At 58.8% G+C, this 14456-nt stretch carries 15 protein-coding genes; 3 read left to right on the top strand and 12 right to left on the bottom strand.

The window, feature by feature from the left end:
• Nucleotides 1-97: 97 nt before the first annotated feature.
• The gene (locus ACA055_RS00945) at nt 98-1258 is read left to right on the top strand and encodes an AAA family ATPase (protein WP_497681959.1); all 1161 of its coding nucleotides are present in this window, start codon (nt 98-100) and stop codon (nt 1256-1258) included.
• 17 nt (nt 1259-1275) lie between these two features.
• On the opposite strand, the gene ACA055_RS00940 is transcribed toward ACA055_RS00945, so the two are convergent.
• From ACA055_RS00940 to ACA055_RS00920, 5 genes are all read right to left on the bottom strand, one after another.
• Nucleotides 1276-2292: an RHS repeat-associated core domain-containing protein gene (locus tag ACA055_RS00940; protein ID WP_497681958.1), complete on the bottom strand. Its 1017-nt coding sequence runs from the start codon at nt 2290-2292 to the stop codon at nt 1276-1278.
• A gap of 399 nt (nt 2293-2691) precedes the next feature.
• Nucleotides 2692-3474, bottom strand: coding sequence for a MetQ/NlpA family ABC transporter substrate-binding protein (locus ACA055_RS00935; protein ID WP_034148439.1), 783 nt, complete (start codon nt 3472-3474; stop codon nt 2692-2694).
• Between the two features lie 288 nt (nt 3475-3762).
• Nucleotides 3763-4695, bottom strand: a complete 933-nt coding sequence (locus ACA055_RS00930) for a sigma 54-interacting transcriptional regulator (RefSeq protein WP_497681957.1) — start codon at nt 4693-4695, stop codon at nt 3763-3765.
• A 54-nt stretch (nt 4696-4749) separates the two neighbouring features.
• Nucleotides 4750-5331 carry an alpha/beta hydrolase gene (locus tag ACA055_RS00925; protein ID WP_497681956.1) on the bottom strand — a complete coding sequence of 194 codons (582 nt, stop codon included), beginning with the start codon at nt 5329-5331 and terminating at the stop codon, nt 4750-4752.
• Nucleotides 5332-5798: 467 nt separating this feature from the next.
• Nucleotides 5799-6872 (bottom strand): fatty acid desaturase, encoded by a 1074-nt coding sequence (locus tag ACA055_RS00920; RefSeq protein ID WP_497681955.1) that lies wholly within the window; start codon nt 6870-6872, stop codon nt 5799-5801.
• A gap of 100 nt (nt 6873-6972) precedes the next feature.
• Between ACA055_RS00920 and ACA055_RS00915 the strand changes: the two genes are divergently transcribed.
• Nucleotides 6973-7977, top strand: a complete 1005-nt coding sequence (locus tag ACA055_RS00915; RefSeq protein ID WP_497681954.1) for an AraC family transcriptional regulator — start codon at nt 6973-6975, stop codon at nt 7975-7977.
• 136 nt (nt 7978-8113) lie between these two features.
• On the opposite strand, the gene ACA055_RS00910 is transcribed toward ACA055_RS00915, so the two are convergent.
• Both ACA055_RS00910 and ACA055_RS00905 read right to left on the bottom strand, forming a co-directional pair.
• A complete protein-coding gene (locus ACA055_RS00910; protein WP_497681953.1) occupies nt 8114-8479 on the bottom strand; it encodes a response regulator in 366 nt (121 codons plus the stop codon).
• A 210-nt stretch (nt 8480-8689) separates the two neighbouring features.
• Nucleotides 8690-9376, bottom strand: coding sequence for a Crp/Fnr family transcriptional regulator (locus ACA055_RS00905; RefSeq protein WP_497681952.1), 687 nt, complete (start codon nt 9374-9376; stop codon nt 8690-8692).
• Between the two features lie 84 nt (nt 9377-9460).
• On the opposite strand from ACA055_RS00905, the gene ACA055_RS00900 reads away from it, so the two are divergent.
• On the top strand, nt 9461-9988 hold the full coding sequence (locus ACA055_RS00900) for an Mpo1 family 2-hydroxy fatty acid dioxygenase (protein ID WP_497681951.1): 528 nt from the start codon (nt 9461-9463) through the stop codon (nt 9986-9988).
• A 91-nt stretch (nt 9989-10079) separates the two neighbouring features.
• Here the strand turns inward: ACA055_RS00900 and ACA055_RS00895 are convergent, their stop codons facing one another.
• From ACA055_RS00895 to oscA, 5 genes are all read right to left on the bottom strand, one after another.
• Nucleotides 10080-11069, bottom strand: coding sequence for a sulfate/molybdate ABC transporter ATP-binding protein (locus ACA055_RS00895; RefSeq protein ID WP_497681950.1), 990 nt, complete (start codon nt 11067-11069; stop codon nt 10080-10082).
• A gap of 3 nt (nt 11070-11072) precedes the next feature.
• Nucleotides 11073-11942 carry a sulfate ABC transporter permease subunit CysW gene (gene cysW / locus ACA055_RS00890; protein ID WP_497681949.1) on the bottom strand — a complete coding sequence of 290 codons (870 nt, stop codon included), beginning with the start codon at nt 11940-11942 and terminating at the stop codon, nt 11073-11075.
• 12 nt (nt 11943-11954) lie between these two features.
• Entirely contained in the window at nt 11955-12773 is an 819-nt protein-coding gene (gene cysT / locus ACA055_RS00885) for a sulfate ABC transporter permease subunit CysT (RefSeq protein WP_497681948.1), read from the bottom strand.
• Between the two features lie 176 nt (nt 12774-12949).
• Nucleotides 12950-13963: a sulfate ABC transporter substrate-binding protein gene (locus tag ACA055_RS00880; protein WP_497681947.1), complete on the bottom strand. Its 1014-nt coding sequence runs from the start codon at nt 13961-13963 to the stop codon at nt 12950-12952.
• An 82-nt stretch (nt 13964-14045) separates the two neighbouring features.
• The gene (gene oscA, locus ACA055_RS00875; RefSeq protein WP_007941032.1) at nt 14046-14228 is read right to left on the bottom strand and encodes a sulfur starvation response protein OscA; all 183 of its coding nucleotides are present in this window, start codon (nt 14226-14228) and stop codon (nt 14046-14048) included.
• Nucleotides 14229-14456: the final 228 nt, after the last annotated feature.

The following is a 14456-nucleotide window of genomic DNA, read 5'->3' as shown; positions in this document are numbered from 1 at the left end:
GCATTTCCTCCTACAGGGATTGTTGAAGGCGCCTACATTGTATATTCGCAAACACGGTTACCCTGCTGTCGTTTCGGGACCACAGAGAACGTCCTTTATGCTCAAAACCCTGGCGGTGGCCAATTACCGCTCGATCAATAAACTGGTGATACCGCTGGGCCGATTGAACCTGATCACCGGCCCCAACGGCAGTGGCAAATCCAACCTTTATCGTGCCTTGCGCCTGCTGGCGGAAACCGCGCAGGGTGGTGTGGTCAACGCTTTAGCCAGGGAGGGTGGCCTGGGTTCGACCTTCTGGGCCGGTCCGGAAAAGATTACCCAGCGCATGCGCAATGGCGAAGTTCCGATCCAGGCGACCCTGCGACACGGCGCCAAACGACTACGCCTGGGGTTTGCCGGTGATGATTTCAGTTACTCGATTGCCTTGGGCCTGCCCGAGCCGAGTCTGTCCGAGTTTTCTCTGGACCCGGAAATCAAAAAGGAATGCATCTGGTCCGGGCCGCTTTACCGCCCGGCCAGCCTGTTGGTTGATCGCGACGGCCCGCTGATCCGCTCCCGTTTAGATCGCGACTGGGAAGTGCTGGCCCAGCACACGCCGAATTTCGACAGCCTGTTCGATCAGGTCGGCAGCTTTCACACGACGCCAGAAGTCATGCAGCTGCGTGAGTTTATTCGTCGCTGGCGCTTCTACGACCACTTTCGCAGTGACGCCGAGGCACCGGTTCGCCAACCGCAATTGGGTACGCGCACACCGGTTTTGCATCACGACGGTCGCGACCTCGCGGCGGCGTTGCAGACCATCATCGAAATCGGTGACCCCGAAGCATTGCACGCAGCGATCAGCGACGCCTTCCCCGGTGCTAGGCTGAACATCGCGCCGCTACAGGGTGGCCGGTTTGCGATCGAGTTTTATCAGGAAGGGTTGTTGCGACCATTGTCGGCGGCGGAGTTGTCGGACGGCACGTTGCGTTACTTGTTGTTGGTCGCGGCACTACTGACACCTCGGCCGCCGACGCTGATGGTGTTGAACGAGCCGGAAACCAGCCTACACCCCGACCTGTTGCCGGCGTTGGCACGGTTGATTATCCGCGCTTCGGAGCAGTGTCAGGTGTGGGTGGTGTCCCACGCCAGCCGCTTGATCGCGGCGTTGCAGCAAGCCCCCGAGTGCAATGCCATCGTGCTGGAGAAACATTTCGGCCAGACGGGGATTGTTGGTCAGGGGATGCTGGATGAGCCGGCTTGGTATTGGGCGGATTGAGGTTTGTAAAGAGACGCTCAGTTTCGTCGGATATTTTCGTTCGAATTCTGACGCGTCAGCTGACGCTTCGCCACCAACTTGCGCCGCGGCTGCAACTCTTCGTTCATCTCGTCATATGTGCGTTTGAGTCCCCTTTGAGGTGGAGCAGTACGACTTTCCACAAAACTCTTCAACCCTGGAATAGCCTTTGGATCACGAGCCACCCAGTTGGAACCTACTCTCCCTGCAATCGTGAGCCCGGCCAACCCCAACGAAACAAACCCTAGGGTTCGGGCGGCTTCGGAGTCGCCGGTAAGGCCCGCAACGGCAGCTGCTCCCCCCGCAAGAGCAGACACCATCGTTGTGACCCCGGCAACAGTCGAGCTTGCAGCACCGAACGTGTACTTGAGCGGCAAATGTCCCGCTGCCCCCCATTGCAAGGCGTCCTTCGCCAGCTTGAAGGGTATCGCAGGGGACATAACAATCCGTGCGTTCCCCATACTGATTAGGCTCGTTAAGAGCCTGACAAACCGCCCCGTCGGATCACTGAAATTCACCGGATCCCCCAGACAATACGCATACGGATTCAACCCACCCTTCCCAAACGGACTCAAGCTGTCCGGGCTGTTGAAGCGCATCACCACCGGGTTGAACGCCCGATGCCCATTGCCCAGCAAATAATGTCCAGTGATTGGATCGACCGCTTCGCCGTTAAAACCCAGGAGGCTGCCGAGGCCGCTGTCGACCTGTCGATGGCCGTAAGGCGTATAAACCTGCTGCACGGTTGCGCCAGAGTCGGTGACCTGCAAGACGGAACGCTGCTGATCGGTGGCCAGCAACTGACTATTAAGGTCATCACCTTCGCGCAATTGCAGCGCCAGCAGTTGCGTACCCTGCTGGAATACGCTCTGGCTGGCCTGATCCTGAAGCTCCGTCGCGAGATGCTCGCGACGGTAAAACCGTTGCAGCGCTTGTTGCCCGGGAGGCTCACGTGCGGTTAGCTGATCCAATGCGTCATAGCGGTAGCGGCACAAGCTGGTTTTTAACGTACTCATCCGGAAACCTCCCTTTAAAGCACTCAGCTTGCACCAGCAAAAGAGCGCGAACACCTAGCAGAACTGATAGGTACCCGATGAATGACCCTCTCGCGAATTTGCTGCGACGGCGGAAGACAGCTATTTTCCCTAGCGCTGTAGGAAGGATCTTTTTTTCAGGAAGCCCCTCCAAGGACATACAGCTTTTGGCCAGACTCCCCCCGGCCGAACCATCACAAGGAAGAGAAAATGGCTGACGTGAAAGTGCCACAACCGATGAGCCCGCAAGACATCGTGAAGCTGCTGGTGGCGTTGCACAGGGCGTTGAAGGCCAGGGTGGCCTGAGAGCGATCAACATAAAAAAACGCCGACGCTGTACCAGCCGTCGGCGTTGAAACCTTGAAGGGTTTGCCTCGCGAATCAGAACGCCGGCAATACCGCGCCGCTGTACTTCTTCTCGATGAATGCTTTCACTTCAGGACTGGTCAGGGCCTTGGCCAGTTTCTGGATGGCGGCGCTGTCCTTGTTGTCCGGACGAGCCACCAGGAAGTTTACGTAAGGCGAATCGGCACCTTCGATCACCAGCGCGTCTTTAGCCGGGTTCAGACCCGCTTCCAGCGCGTAGTTTGTGTTGATCATGTCCAGGTCGACCTGGTCCAGCACGCGCGGCAGCATGGCCGATTCCAGCTCCTTGAACTTGAAGTTGTGCGGGTTCTTGGCGATGTCTTTCGGGGTGGCCAGCGCGTTTTTCGGGTCTTTCAACTCGATCAGGCCAGCCTTCTGCAGCAGGATCAGGGCACGGCCGCTGTTGCTGCCTTCGTTCGGGATCGCGATGGTCGCGCCGTCTTTCAGTTCAGCCAGGGTTTTGACTTTCTTCGAGTAGCCACCGAACGGTTCAACGTGTACGCCGATCACGGTCACCAGGTTGGTGCCTTTGCCTTCGTTGAAGCTTTTCAGGTACGGCAGGGTCTGGAAGTAGTTGGCGTCCAGACGCTTCTGGTCGACCTGCACGTTCGGTTGAACGTAGTCGGTGAAGACTTTGATCTCCAGGTCCACGCCTTCTTTGGCGAGGGTTGGCTTGATCAGTTCAAGAATCTCGGCGTGTGGAACCGGGGTCGCCGCAACCACCAGTTTCTCGCCAGCCTGGGCCAGGCCCGCCGTCAGGGCAGCCGCCAGTGCGGTGAACAACAGAACCTTTTTCATGCAGTGTCCTTATCGAAAATCACGGTCGTCATCGACGACGGCTTGTTTAGTACGAGTGCCAGTGAAGTGCTATCGCTGGCGTGACGCGGACAATACCGGGATTTTTTATTCCGGAACAATATCTTTTATTCACTTACATATTCCATTTTGTTCATACAACACAGTCACACTTAACCCAGTGGAGAGCGCAATCCATGTGGGAGCGGGCTTGCTCGCGAAAGCGGTGTGCCAGCCAACATCAATTTCGACTGACACTCACTCTCCGCGAGCAAGCCCGCACCCACAGGGTTATAGCGTTTGACTCAGGCTTTCGAGCAAGTTTTTGAGTGCAAATCGCTCGGCATCCGTGCCGTTTCTGATCGTTTGAGCGACCTGCTGCTCGATCTGCACCAGCGATACCGGCGCCTCAGGAAGATTCAAATGCTCCGGCAGAATCTCGTCACCGGTACTGACCAACAGCGCAAAGTGAATGACGTTTTCCAGCTCCCGGGTGTTGCCCGGCCAACTGTGTCGCTCCAGCACAACCTGCGCGGCTTCGCTGATCAGCGGCACCGGCAGGTCCAGGCGCTGGCTGTAGATGCCGAGGAAGTATTCGGCCAGCGACAGGATATCGCCCACCCGCTCACGTAACGCCGGCAGTTCGAGCTGGCCTTCGCTGAGGTAGTGATAGAGGCGCTCATGGAACTTCCCGGCGGCGACTGCCTGGGCCAGGTCGATACTGGTGGCCGCCACGAGACGTACGTCTACGGGGCTCGGTTGATGCGCGCCGACGCGGGTGACTTCGTGGTTTTCCAGGGCGGCGAGCAATTTGGTCTGGATCGGCAGCGGCAGGTCGCCAATCTCGTCCAGATACAGCGTGCCGCCGTTGGCCGAGCCGAACCAGCCAGCCCGACTGCTGGCCGAACCGCTGTAGCTGCCGGCCGCATAGCCAAACAGTTCAGCGTCGGCATAGGTCGGGCTGATCGCACCGCAGTTGACCGAGACGAATAAACCGACGCGATCACTGGCGCGATGGATGTGCCGCGCCAGCAGCTCCTTACCGCTACCCGTTTCGCCACGGATGAGCACCGAAATCGAACGCGGTGCCAGTTGCTCCAGCTCCTGGCGCAGCTGCCGGGAGCGCGGATCAACGAACACCAGCGCCTTGGCGCGGATGCTAAGGGGACTTTTTTCTGCGTCGGGAAAGGTCAGCAGCGGCTGACCGAAGGCTTCAAAACTCATGGCAGACTCCCGCCCAAAACCGCCGGGAGACGGGTAGGCGTTTAAAAAAAAGATTCAAGCGCGGCGCAGGGCGTGCTGTTCCATGCGGTTTTGCAGGCGATAGAGATAGGCAAATCCCTGCTCCCAGCGCTGGTGACCGGACTTGACGTTGATGTGCCCGGCACCCGACAGAATCCCCGCCTCGGCGCCCCAATTTCGCGCCAGTTCCAGAGCGCGCGGCGCGCTCACGGCGGCGTCGTTGTCGGAGCTGACGACCTGGCTCGGGAATGGCAAAAGGGTGGTCGGAATCGGAGCAAAGTTGCGCAGGGCGGGCGCGCAGGCGGGGCGCTCGACGTCTGCCGGCGCGACCAGCAGGGCACCGCGAACCTGACGCAAAAACTGCACGGGCGCCGTGGCGGCCCAATGGGCGACGGTGATGCAACCCAGGCTGTGGACGATCAGGATCACCGGCGTGCTGTCGGCGGCAATCGCCTCGGCCAGCGCGGCGACCCAGTCTTCACGACGCGGCGTTAGCCAATCGGCCTGCTCCACCCGTGCACTGTTCGGCAGGCTGTTCTGCCAATGGCTTTGCCAATGATCTTCTGGCGATCCTTGCCAGCCCGGCACAATCAGGTAGCGAATTGATTCGTTGCGCATGGGGGAACTCTCCTGCTGCGTGTCTGTTCCCGGGCAAGTATAGGGAGGAGAGTTATATTCGTTAAGGAATAAGAAGCTATTTATTAAGACCCATATCGAATATGCGACACAGCCATTGTGGGAGCGGGCTTGCTCGCGAAGGCGCAGTGTCAGGCGACATCGATGTTGAATGTGAGGGTCTTTTCGCGAGCAAGCCCGCTCCCACAGGATTTCACCAGAGGTATTTTTCTGAGGGCAAAAAAAGGGACCACACCCTGCCAAGGAGACGGCCCCGGAAACTCGAAATCTGTTAGCGCTGATCAGCCTCGCTGTGGGGCGATAATTAGCTGAAACGGTTATCCGATAAAGGAATATTTAATTCCTTTAATAGTCCTTAATCGAATAAACCAATCACTGCTTGCTTCACACCGTATCGTCCCTTTGGGTCAAATTGATGACCAGCGTTTGTGAGTTTCCGGGTAGGCCCATCAAACCTCTGCGGCTCGAACCTCCTGCACCGCTGTGGTTTCCTTGCGCACAAAGCGGTTCGCCCGCCCAAACGTTCCGAAATCATTGAACCGCACGCCCATCTCGCGCATCACTGTGTGCGCCACTGGCACGGTCATTTGGCGGATGTAGAAAGGCTCCTTCACCACGAAGTGGTGGATCCCGTGACTGCTGCCGAAGTTGAAGCAGAACGCCTGCAAGGGCCACATCCACCAAGGGTTTAAAACCTGTGTCTGCTGGATCACATTGCCCGGTTCCACGTCACCGTAGTAGTGCATGTTCGAGCTGACGAAATGCAGGCAAAACGTGCGCAACACGTTCGGGCCGATGATCACCACAGAGGCGATGTCGATCACGTGCATCACCGACAACGTGGTCGCCGACCACTCAATCGGCGCACCCAGCAAATGAGCAACGCCATTAGCCGCGTGAAAGCCGAGAAACACATACCACGCGCCCCAATGCACCAGCGCAAGTGGCGCGTAGACTTTCAAGGCGCGCTTGATGATGCTGAATTTGTGGGCCCAGGTCTTGGCCCGCAACATCCGGATGAACGCCGACATCACGTTGTCGCCGACCATCAACAGTCGCGCAAAACCCCAGGGCTCGCCATTGGTGATGGCGCGCTCTTCCATGTCTGCTTCCGTGCCAGAAACCTTATGGTGATTGAGGTGCAAATGACGGCGTATCCACGGATTGATCGTACTTGGCCGCGCCAGCCAGACCAGGCCCATCATCAGGTTGTGCGGCACGCGCTGTTTGCGGAAGTACATGCTATGGATCAGGTCGTGTTCCAGTTCGTGGGTCAGTGACGCGAAGAACGCGTTGAGCAACAGGCACACCCACCACGCCATGTGCCCACTGATGTAGAGCGCCGCCGAACCGATCATCCCGGCCAGGGCGAAGGCCAGAATGCCCACGCCCAAGGCGTCCTGATGGTTGAGAATCGGGTAGCGCTGACGCAATTCGACCCCCTTGGCCAGCACTACCTCGCGAATATGCGCTGATCGCTGAGCTGCATTCAGTCGCTGGGGACTTGCAGAAGTACCGTGCATGCTTCCATCCTCTGGTTATTGATGTTCGCATCCTGCCCTGAGACCTCTCCCAGAGCGGTAGCCGTGAACGCCAACCTGTTGACCGGAAGCGCCAATCAGCATGACTGAACCGACCTCCCTCGCCAGCTGGACCCGCGCCCTGCGCAAGCAACTCGATGCCTTGGGCCTCGACAGCACCGCCCTGTGCCAACAGGCGGGGCTTGACCCGCGACTGATGGACGACCCGAACGCCCGTTACCCGTTGTCCGGCACCACGCGCCTGTGGGAAATCGCCGTCCAGGTCAGCGGCGACCCGGCGATCGGCTTGCGCGTCTCGCGCTTCGTCAGCCCGACCACGTTTCACGCGCTCGGTTATGCGCTGGTCGCCAGCGGCAGTCTGCGGGAAGTGTTCGAGCGCATCGTGCGCTATCACCAGGTAGTCAGCGATGCACTGGAACTGGAACTGACCCGCGCCGAGGATCGCTACCGCTTCCGCCTGAAAATCCCGCCAGGCAATCCGGCCCCGGCCTTCGAAGCCATCGACGCGTTCACGGCGATTTACGTACGCACCTGCCGCAACCGTCTGGGCCGGGAATATGCCCCGCTAGCGGTGTATCTGCGCCGCCCGGAACCGGCGGACCCGCATCAATGGCACAAGGTTTTTCGCTCGCCGGTGTATTTCGCCGCTGATGAGGATCGACTGGAGTTTGCCTTGGTGGACTTCGATAGCCACCTGGACGACGCCAACCCGGAACTGGCCGAACACAACGAAGCCGTGCTCAAACGCACCCTTGCACAACTCAAACCCCTGACCTGGGAACGCAAGGTGCGCGACGCCATTGAAGAGCAACTGCCCGAAGGCGAACCCAGCGCCGAACACATCGCCCAGGCCTTGCACCTGAGCTTGCGCAGCCTGCAACGGCACCTGGCGGACGAGGGATGTCGGTTCGATACGCTGCTCAATGAAAGTCGCGAAAACCTGGCGCTGCTGCACCTGCGGGATCCGCAATGCTCATTGAGCGAGATCAGCTATTTGCTGGGGTTTGCCGATACCAGCAGCTTCAGCCGCGCGTTCAAGCGCTGGACCGGAATGACGCCGGGGCAGTTTCGGGACGGGTTGCGGTGACAGGTCCGGAAGATGGGTTACCTGGCCTGGCCTCTTCGCGAGCAAGCCCGCTGCCACATTAAATCGGTGGTGAACACAGATTTAATGTGGCAGCGGGCTTGCTCGCGAAGGCGATTGTTCAGACACCGCAGAAACTTCAGCGCCCCCGATCCCGTCGCAACAACTTGCGCACCCGCGTTACCAGCTCGCTCACTGTGAACGGTTTCACCAGGTAGTCATCCTCATGCAACTCCAGCCCGCGCAGGCGATCTTCGATGCCATCCCGGGTGGTGAGAAACAGCACCGGCGTCTCGCCGAGCTTGCGGATTTGCTGCAGCAACTGCCAGCCGTTGAGCCCCGGCAGCATCACGTCGAGGATGATCAATTCGTACTCGCCGGACTCGATAAAGCGGCGCCCGTCCATACCGTTGATCGCCACGTCGACCGCATAACTCGCCTCACTCAGGCCTTTGGCCAAGAGTTTGGCAGTCTCGGGATCGTCTTCCACTAACAGCACACGCATGGCACACCTCGATTGTCGTCATCACAGGCTAGGCGTGTTCGACCGCACTGCCCATCTCTTTCTTTTCGTCTGGGCACGTCTTTTGGGGTTCACCACAAACCAACTGTGGGGGCGGGCTTGCTCGCGAAGGCGTCGTGTCAGTCGATATTAATACTGAATGACACGACGCCTTCGCGAGCAAGCCCGCTCCCACAGGGACTACTCACAACGTCAGATTGTCGCCAACGCCCGTAATCTCTGCGCATCGAGAATCTCGATCTCGCCATACCCCAGATTCAAAATCCCCTGCCCCTGCAAATCCTTGAGGATCTGGTTGGTGGTCTGGCGCGACAGCGACAACATTGAAGCAAGCTGCTCCTGCGGTAATTGCAAGACCCGCCGCGGCGGATCGATTTCGCCATAGCCGTCTGCAATCATCACCAGACGATGCGCCAGCCGCACCGGGGCCGGCATCAGGCTCAGCTGTTCGAGGTTGACGAAGGTCAGGCGCAGTTTCTGGCTCATCAGCAACGCCAGTTGCCGCCAGTGCACCGGTTGTTCATCGAGCAACGCCAGCAATGCGGTTTGCGGGATGTGCAGCAGGGCACACTGGCCCAGGCTGAACGCATCGTGTGTGCGTGGCTGGCCATCGAACAGGCAGATTTCGCCGAACCAGTGTGGCGACTCCACCAGGCTCAGCAGCGCCTCTTTGCCCTGCTCGTTCACCGCGCCGATTCGCATTGCGCCTTCGAGCACTGCATACAGCCCGCACGGTGGATCGCCGCGCTTGAACAGCCGCTGGCCCGCTGACAACCGTCGCACCTTGGCGGCGGCCAGCAGACTATCCTGTAAGGACACAGGCAAATGACTGAACCACTGGCCGCTCATCAGGCGTGGACGCCAGGCCTGCATATCCATGAAAACTCCTAGAGATTGTCGCCTGGCTGACAGAGCGTGAAGTCGCCCCGAGGCATGATCCATCACCCTACAGGAGGAATAACAATGAAAAAAAGCCTCGTTGACCATCTCAGTCAATACGCCGCCTACCACCGTGACCCGCGCAACATTGCCACTCACTTTATCGGTATTCCATTGATCGTGGTGGCGGTTGCCGTGCTGTTGTCACGGCCCGAGTGGTCGCTGGCCGGGGTCTGGGTGTCACCGGCGGTGCTGGTGTCGCTGGCGTCGGCGTGGTTTTACTTGCGCCTGGAGTTGCGCCTCGGGGTGTTGATGACGGTGCTGTTGGGACTGTGCGTTTGGGCAGGTCATGCACTCGCGCAGCAAAGTACGCTTGTCTGGCTTGCGAGCGGCATCGGGATGTTTGTGCTGGGTTGGGCGATTCAGTTTGTTGGCCATCATTACGAAGGACGCAAACCGGCGTTTGTCGATGATGTGACGGGGTTGATTGTCGGGCCGTTATTCGTGGTGGTTGAACTGGCGTTTTTGCTGGGATTGCGGCGTGAGTTGAAAGAGCAGATCGAGGCGCGGGCGGGTGGGGTGCGAGTCAATCCGAAACGAGCGGCTGTCTAGATCGCTTTCGCGAGCAAGCCCGCTCCCACAAGGTTTCTATGTACACCATAGATCCAATGTGGGAGCGGGCTTGCTCGCGAAGCTTTTGCCTTTAGATGTTGGCGACTTTCTGCCAGACCTTCGGCTTGAAGAACAGTGTCTCGCCCTTCGCCAAACCGACCAGGCTGTCGTGATCCTTCACCACTTCAGCCTCGATCAAATCGCTCTGGCCTTCGACCTTCAACGTCACCCGGGTCGTCGCGCCCAATGGACGAATATCACGTACCTCAGCGGCATGGTGATCTTCCAGTTCATGACGCGACAGCGACACCTCGTGCGGACGGAACAGCACGTGGCGATCTTCACCCAAGTGCAGCCGGTTCGAATCACCCAGGAAGTGATAAACGAAATCGCTGGCCGGGTTTTCGTAGACTTCGCCCGGTGAACCGATCTGTTCGATCACACCTTTGTTCATCACCACGATGCGGTCGGCGACTTCCATGGCCTCTTCCTGGTCGTGGGTCACGAAGACCGAGGTCAGGTTGATGTCTTCGTGCAACCGCGCGAGCCAGCGACGCAGTTCCTTACGAACCTTGGCATCGAGGGCACCGAACGGCTCGTCGAGCAGCAGGACCTTGGGCTCGACCGCCAATGCGCGGGCCAATGCGATGCGCTGACGCTGGCCGCCTGAGAGTTGTTCGGGGTAGCGATCGGCCAACCAATCCAGCTGCACCATGTTCAGTAGCTCGTGGACTTTCACCGCGATCTGGCTTTCGCTTGGGCGCTGGTTTTTCGGCTTCATCCGCAGGCCGAACGCGACGTTGTCGAACACCGTCATGTGACGGAACAACGCGTAGTGCTGGAACACGAAACCGACGTTGCGATCACGCACGTCATGACCGGAAACGTCTTCACCGTGGAACACGATGTTGCCCTGATCCGGGGTTTCCAGACCGGCGATGATCCGCAGCAGCGTGGTCTTGCCGCAGCCGGACGGGCCGAGCAGCGCCACCAGCTCGCCGCTTTGAATGTCCAGGCTGATGTTGTCCAGCGCCTTGAACGCGTGAAAATTTTTGCTGACGTTGCGCACTTCGATCGACATGACTTATTCCTCCGCGGCGCTGGCGCGCAGGCGGTTAATACGGTTTTCGCTCCACTGCTTGAGCAGCAGGATGAAGAGCGCCAGGATCAGCAACAGGCTCGCCACAGCGAACGCGGCCACGTGGTTGTATTCGTTGTAGAGGATCTCGACGTGCAGCGGCAGGGTGTTGGTCACCCCGCGAATGTGCCCGGAAACCACCGACACCGCACCGAACTCACCCATGGCCCGGGCCGTACACAGCACCACGCCATAGATCAGGCCCCATTTGATATTGGGAACAGTGACGTGCCAGAACATCTGCCAGCCATTGGCCCCAAGCAGGCGCGCGGCCTCTTCTTCCTGGGTGCCCTGCTCTTGCATCAGCGGGATCAACTCCCGCGCCACGAATGGCACGGTGACGAAAATCGTCGCCAGCACGATGCCCGGCAAGGCGAAGACAATCTGGATGTCGTGATCCTGCAACCACGGCCCGAACAAGCCCTGGGCGCCGAACATCAGCACATAGACCAGACCCGCGATTACCGGCGACACCGAGAACGGCAGGTCGATCAGGGTCACGAGGATGCTTTTGCCACGGAACGAGTACTTGCTCACGCACCACGCCGCGCTGACGCCGAACACCAGGTTCAGTGGCACCGAAATCAGCACGGCGATCACCGTGAGTTTCAGCGCCGACAGCGCGTCCGGTTCAAAAATCGCGGTGAAGAAGGCTCCGATCCCCAGCTTCAGTCCCTGGGACACCACGATAACCAGCGGCAGCAACAGGAAAAGGGCAAACACCAGCCAGCCAAGTCCGATCAGGATTCGCCGCGATGCGGCGCTGCCACGGCGGGCGGCGTTCGAGGAAGCAGCAGCAATAGACGATTGGGACATTTCTGCGCCTCCTTATGGGGTTTCGATGCGCCGCTGCAGCAAGTTGATCAGCAGCAACAGGACGAAGGAAACCACCAGCATCAACACGCCGATGGAAGTGGCACCGGTGTAGTCGTACTGGTCGAGTTTGACCATGATCAACAGCGGCAGAATTTCGGTTTTCATCGGCATGTTACCGGCGATGAAAATCACCGAACCGTACTCGCCAACGCCACGGGCAAACGCCAGGGCGAAGCCGGTCAGCCACGCAGGCAGTAGCGCGGGCACCAGAATGTGACGGAAAACCTGCAAGGGTTTGGCACCCAGGCAAGCCGCCGCTTCTTCGACTTCACGGGGAATGTCGGCCAATACTGGCTGTACGGTACGTACTACGAATGGCAGTGTCACAAACGTCAGGGCAAGGGTGATGCCCAGTGGGGTATACGCGATCTTGAAGCCCAGGTCCGCCGCGAACTGACCCACCCAGCCATTCGGCGCGTACAGCGCAGTCAGCGCGATACCGGCTACGGCAGTGGGCAGCGCGAACGGCAAATCGATCATTGCATCGATGATCTTGCGACCCGGGAAGGTATAGCGCACCAGCACCCAGGCCAGCAGCGTGCCGATAATGCCGTTGATGATCGCGGCATACAGCGCGGTGCCGAAGCTCAGCTTCAATGCCGCCAGCACCCGTGGCGCCGAAATGATCGCCCAGAACTGTTCCCAGGTGAGTTGAGCGGCATGCACGAACATCGCCGCCAGTGGAATGAGCACAATCAGGCTGAGGTACACCAAGGTGTAACCCAGCGTCAGCCCGAAGCCGGGTATGACGGGGGAGATACGACGCGACATAAAAGTCCTTGGTTAAAAAAGCAGTCAGCTAAACGCATTCATGTGGGAGCGGGCTTGCTCGCGAAGAGGGAATATCAGTCAACATTTACGTCGCCTGACAAACCGCCTTCGCGAGCAAGCCCGCTCCCACATGTTACGTGCCCAAACATCAGGCTCGTTGTGTGGCTTAAATCAGATTACTGCGCCTGATAAATCTGGTCGAACACGCCACCGTCATTGAAGAACTTCGGTTGCGCGGTTTTCCAGCCGCCGAAGTCTTTGTCGATGGTCACCAGTTCCAGTTTCGGGAACTGCTGGGCGTATTTGGCGGCGACATCCTTGTCACGTGGACGATAGAAGTTCTTCGCCGCGATTTCCTGACCGGCCGGGCTATACAAGTGCTTGAGGTACGCTTCGGCAAGTTGGGTGTTGCCCTTTTTCTCGGCGTTCTTGTCGACCACGGCCACCGGAGGTTCGGCGAGGATCGACAGCGAAGGCACGACGATATCGAATTTGTCGGCACCACCATCTTCTTTCAGCGCCAGGAAAGCTTCGTTTTCCCAGGCCAGCAACACGTCGCCCTGACCGTTGTTGACGAAGGTGATCGTCGAACCGCGTGCACCGGTGTCCAGCACTGGCACGTGCTTGAACAGGGTTTGTACGTATTCCTTGGCCTTGGCTTCGTCACCACCGTTGGCTTTCAGGCCATAGGCCCAGGCCGCGAGGAAGTTCCAGCGCGCACCGCCGGAGGTTTTCGGGTTCGGGGTGATGACTTCCACACCGTTCTTGGTCAGGTCGCCCCAATCCTTGATGCCTTTCGGGTTGCCTTTACGCACCAGGAACACGATGGTCGAAGTGTATGGCGTGCTCGCTTCCGGCAGGCGCTTCTGCCAATCGACCGGCAACGTCTTGCCGAGCTTGGCGATTTCGTCGATGTCGCCGGCCAGGGCCAGGGTCACCACGTCGGCGCGCAGGCCGTCGATCACCGCACGGCCTTGTTTGCCCGAACCACCGTGGGATTGCTGGATCTTCACGTTGTCGCCTGGATTAGCTTTTTTCCAGAAACTGGCGAATTCGGCGTTGTATTCCTGATACAGCTCGCGAGTCGGGTCGTACGACACGTTGAGCAACTCGTAATCCTTGGCAACCGCGGAACCAGCAAAAAGGGCACTGGCCAGGGCGGCCAAAGCGAAATGACGAATCGACGACATGGTGAAAGCTCCTGGAATTCTTGGTGTGTTGGCTTTTCTTATGGAGGTGTTGGAATCGGGTTGCCTGTTGCGACGTCCTGCTTCAGCTCGGTTTGTTGCCCGGGTTCTGCAAGCGGAATTTCTCTTTGCGTTCGATCTGGACCACCTGGGCGTTGTGCACGGTGATTTCCACCGCGCCAAACCGCAGGTCGCGCAATGCACTCTGGATCTCACGCAAGATGGTTGCTTCGTCCTGACCGTCAACGCTACGTAGGGATGCGCTCATGGTGCTGCTCCTTCGACTGAGGGGTTGCCTGGCAGTGGGCGGCACTGCTTGCGGCGTGAGAGCAATAGTAGATAAGCGCGGATATTCTTAAAAAGACTATTTAAGAATGTTTATATAACCAGAAAACATTATTTGGCGGGGCAAGGGCTTGCGAGGGTTTGACTGTTACAGGCGCACACAAAGCTTGCGGTAAGAGGGCTTATCCGAAAATCCAGGGTGGGAGCTTGG

Source organism: Pseudomonas sp. LBUM1657 (assembly GCF_059716075.1).
Note: the sequence above shows the minus strand (reverse complement) of the source record. Positions and strands in the feature narration are given on the sequence as shown.

Bases quoted from the DNA above. Each gene is read 5' to 3' on its own strand.
- ACA055_RS00945 (WP_497681959.1), top strand. From the start codon at position 98: ATGCTCAAAACCCTGGCGGTGGCCAATTACCGCTCGATCAATAAACTG.
- ACA055_RS00940 (WP_497681958.1), bottom strand. From the start codon at position 2,292: ATGAGTACGTTAAAAACCAGCTTGTGCCGCTACCGCTATGACGCATTG.
- ACA055_RS00935 (WP_034148439.1), bottom strand. From the start codon at position 3,474: ATGAAAAAGGTTCTGTTGTTCACCGCACTGGCGGCTGCCCTGACGGCG.
- ACA055_RS00930 (WP_497681957.1), bottom strand. From the start codon at position 4,695: ATGAGTTTTGAAGCCTTCGGTCAGCCGCTGCTGACCTTTCCCGACGCA.
- ACA055_RS00925 (WP_497681956.1), bottom strand. From the start codon at position 5,331: ATGCGCAACGAATCAATTCGCTACCTGATTGTGCCGGGCTGGCAAGGA.
- ACA055_RS00920 (WP_497681955.1), bottom strand. From the start codon at position 6,872: ATGCACGGTACTTCTGCAAGTCCCCAGCGACTGAATGCAGCTCAGCGA.
- ACA055_RS00915 (WP_497681954.1), top strand. From the start codon at position 6,973: ATGACTGAACCGACCTCCCTCGCCAGCTGGACCCGCGCCCTGCGCAAG.
- ACA055_RS00910 (WP_497681953.1), bottom strand. From the start codon at position 8,479: ATGCGTGTGCTGTTAGTGGAAGACGATCCCGAGACTGCCAAACTCTTG.
- ACA055_RS00905 (WP_497681952.1), bottom strand. From the start codon at position 9,376: ATGGATATGCAGGCCTGGCGTCCACGCCTGATGAGCGGCCAGTGGTTC.
- ACA055_RS00900 (WP_497681951.1), top strand. From the start codon at position 9,461: ATGAAAAAAAGCCTCGTTGACCATCTCAGTCAATACGCCGCCTACCAC.
- ACA055_RS00895 (WP_497681950.1), bottom strand. From the start codon at position 11,069: ATGTCGATCGAAGTGCGCAACGTCAGCAAAAATTTTCACGCGTTCAAG.
- cysW (WP_497681949.1), bottom strand. From the start codon at position 11,942: ATGTCCCAATCGTCTATTGCTGCTGCTTCCTCGAACGCCGCCCGCCGT.
- cysT (WP_497681948.1), bottom strand. From the start codon at position 12,773: ATGTCGCGTCGTATCTCCCCCGTCATACCCGGCTTCGGGCTGACGCTG.
- ACA055_RS00880 (WP_497681947.1), bottom strand. From the start codon at position 13,963: ATGTCGTCGATTCGTCATTTCGCTTTGGCCGCCCTGGCCAGTGCCCTT.
- oscA (WP_007941032.1), bottom strand. From the start codon at position 14,228: ATGAGCGCATCCCTACGTAGCGTTGACGGTCAGGACGAAGCAACCATC.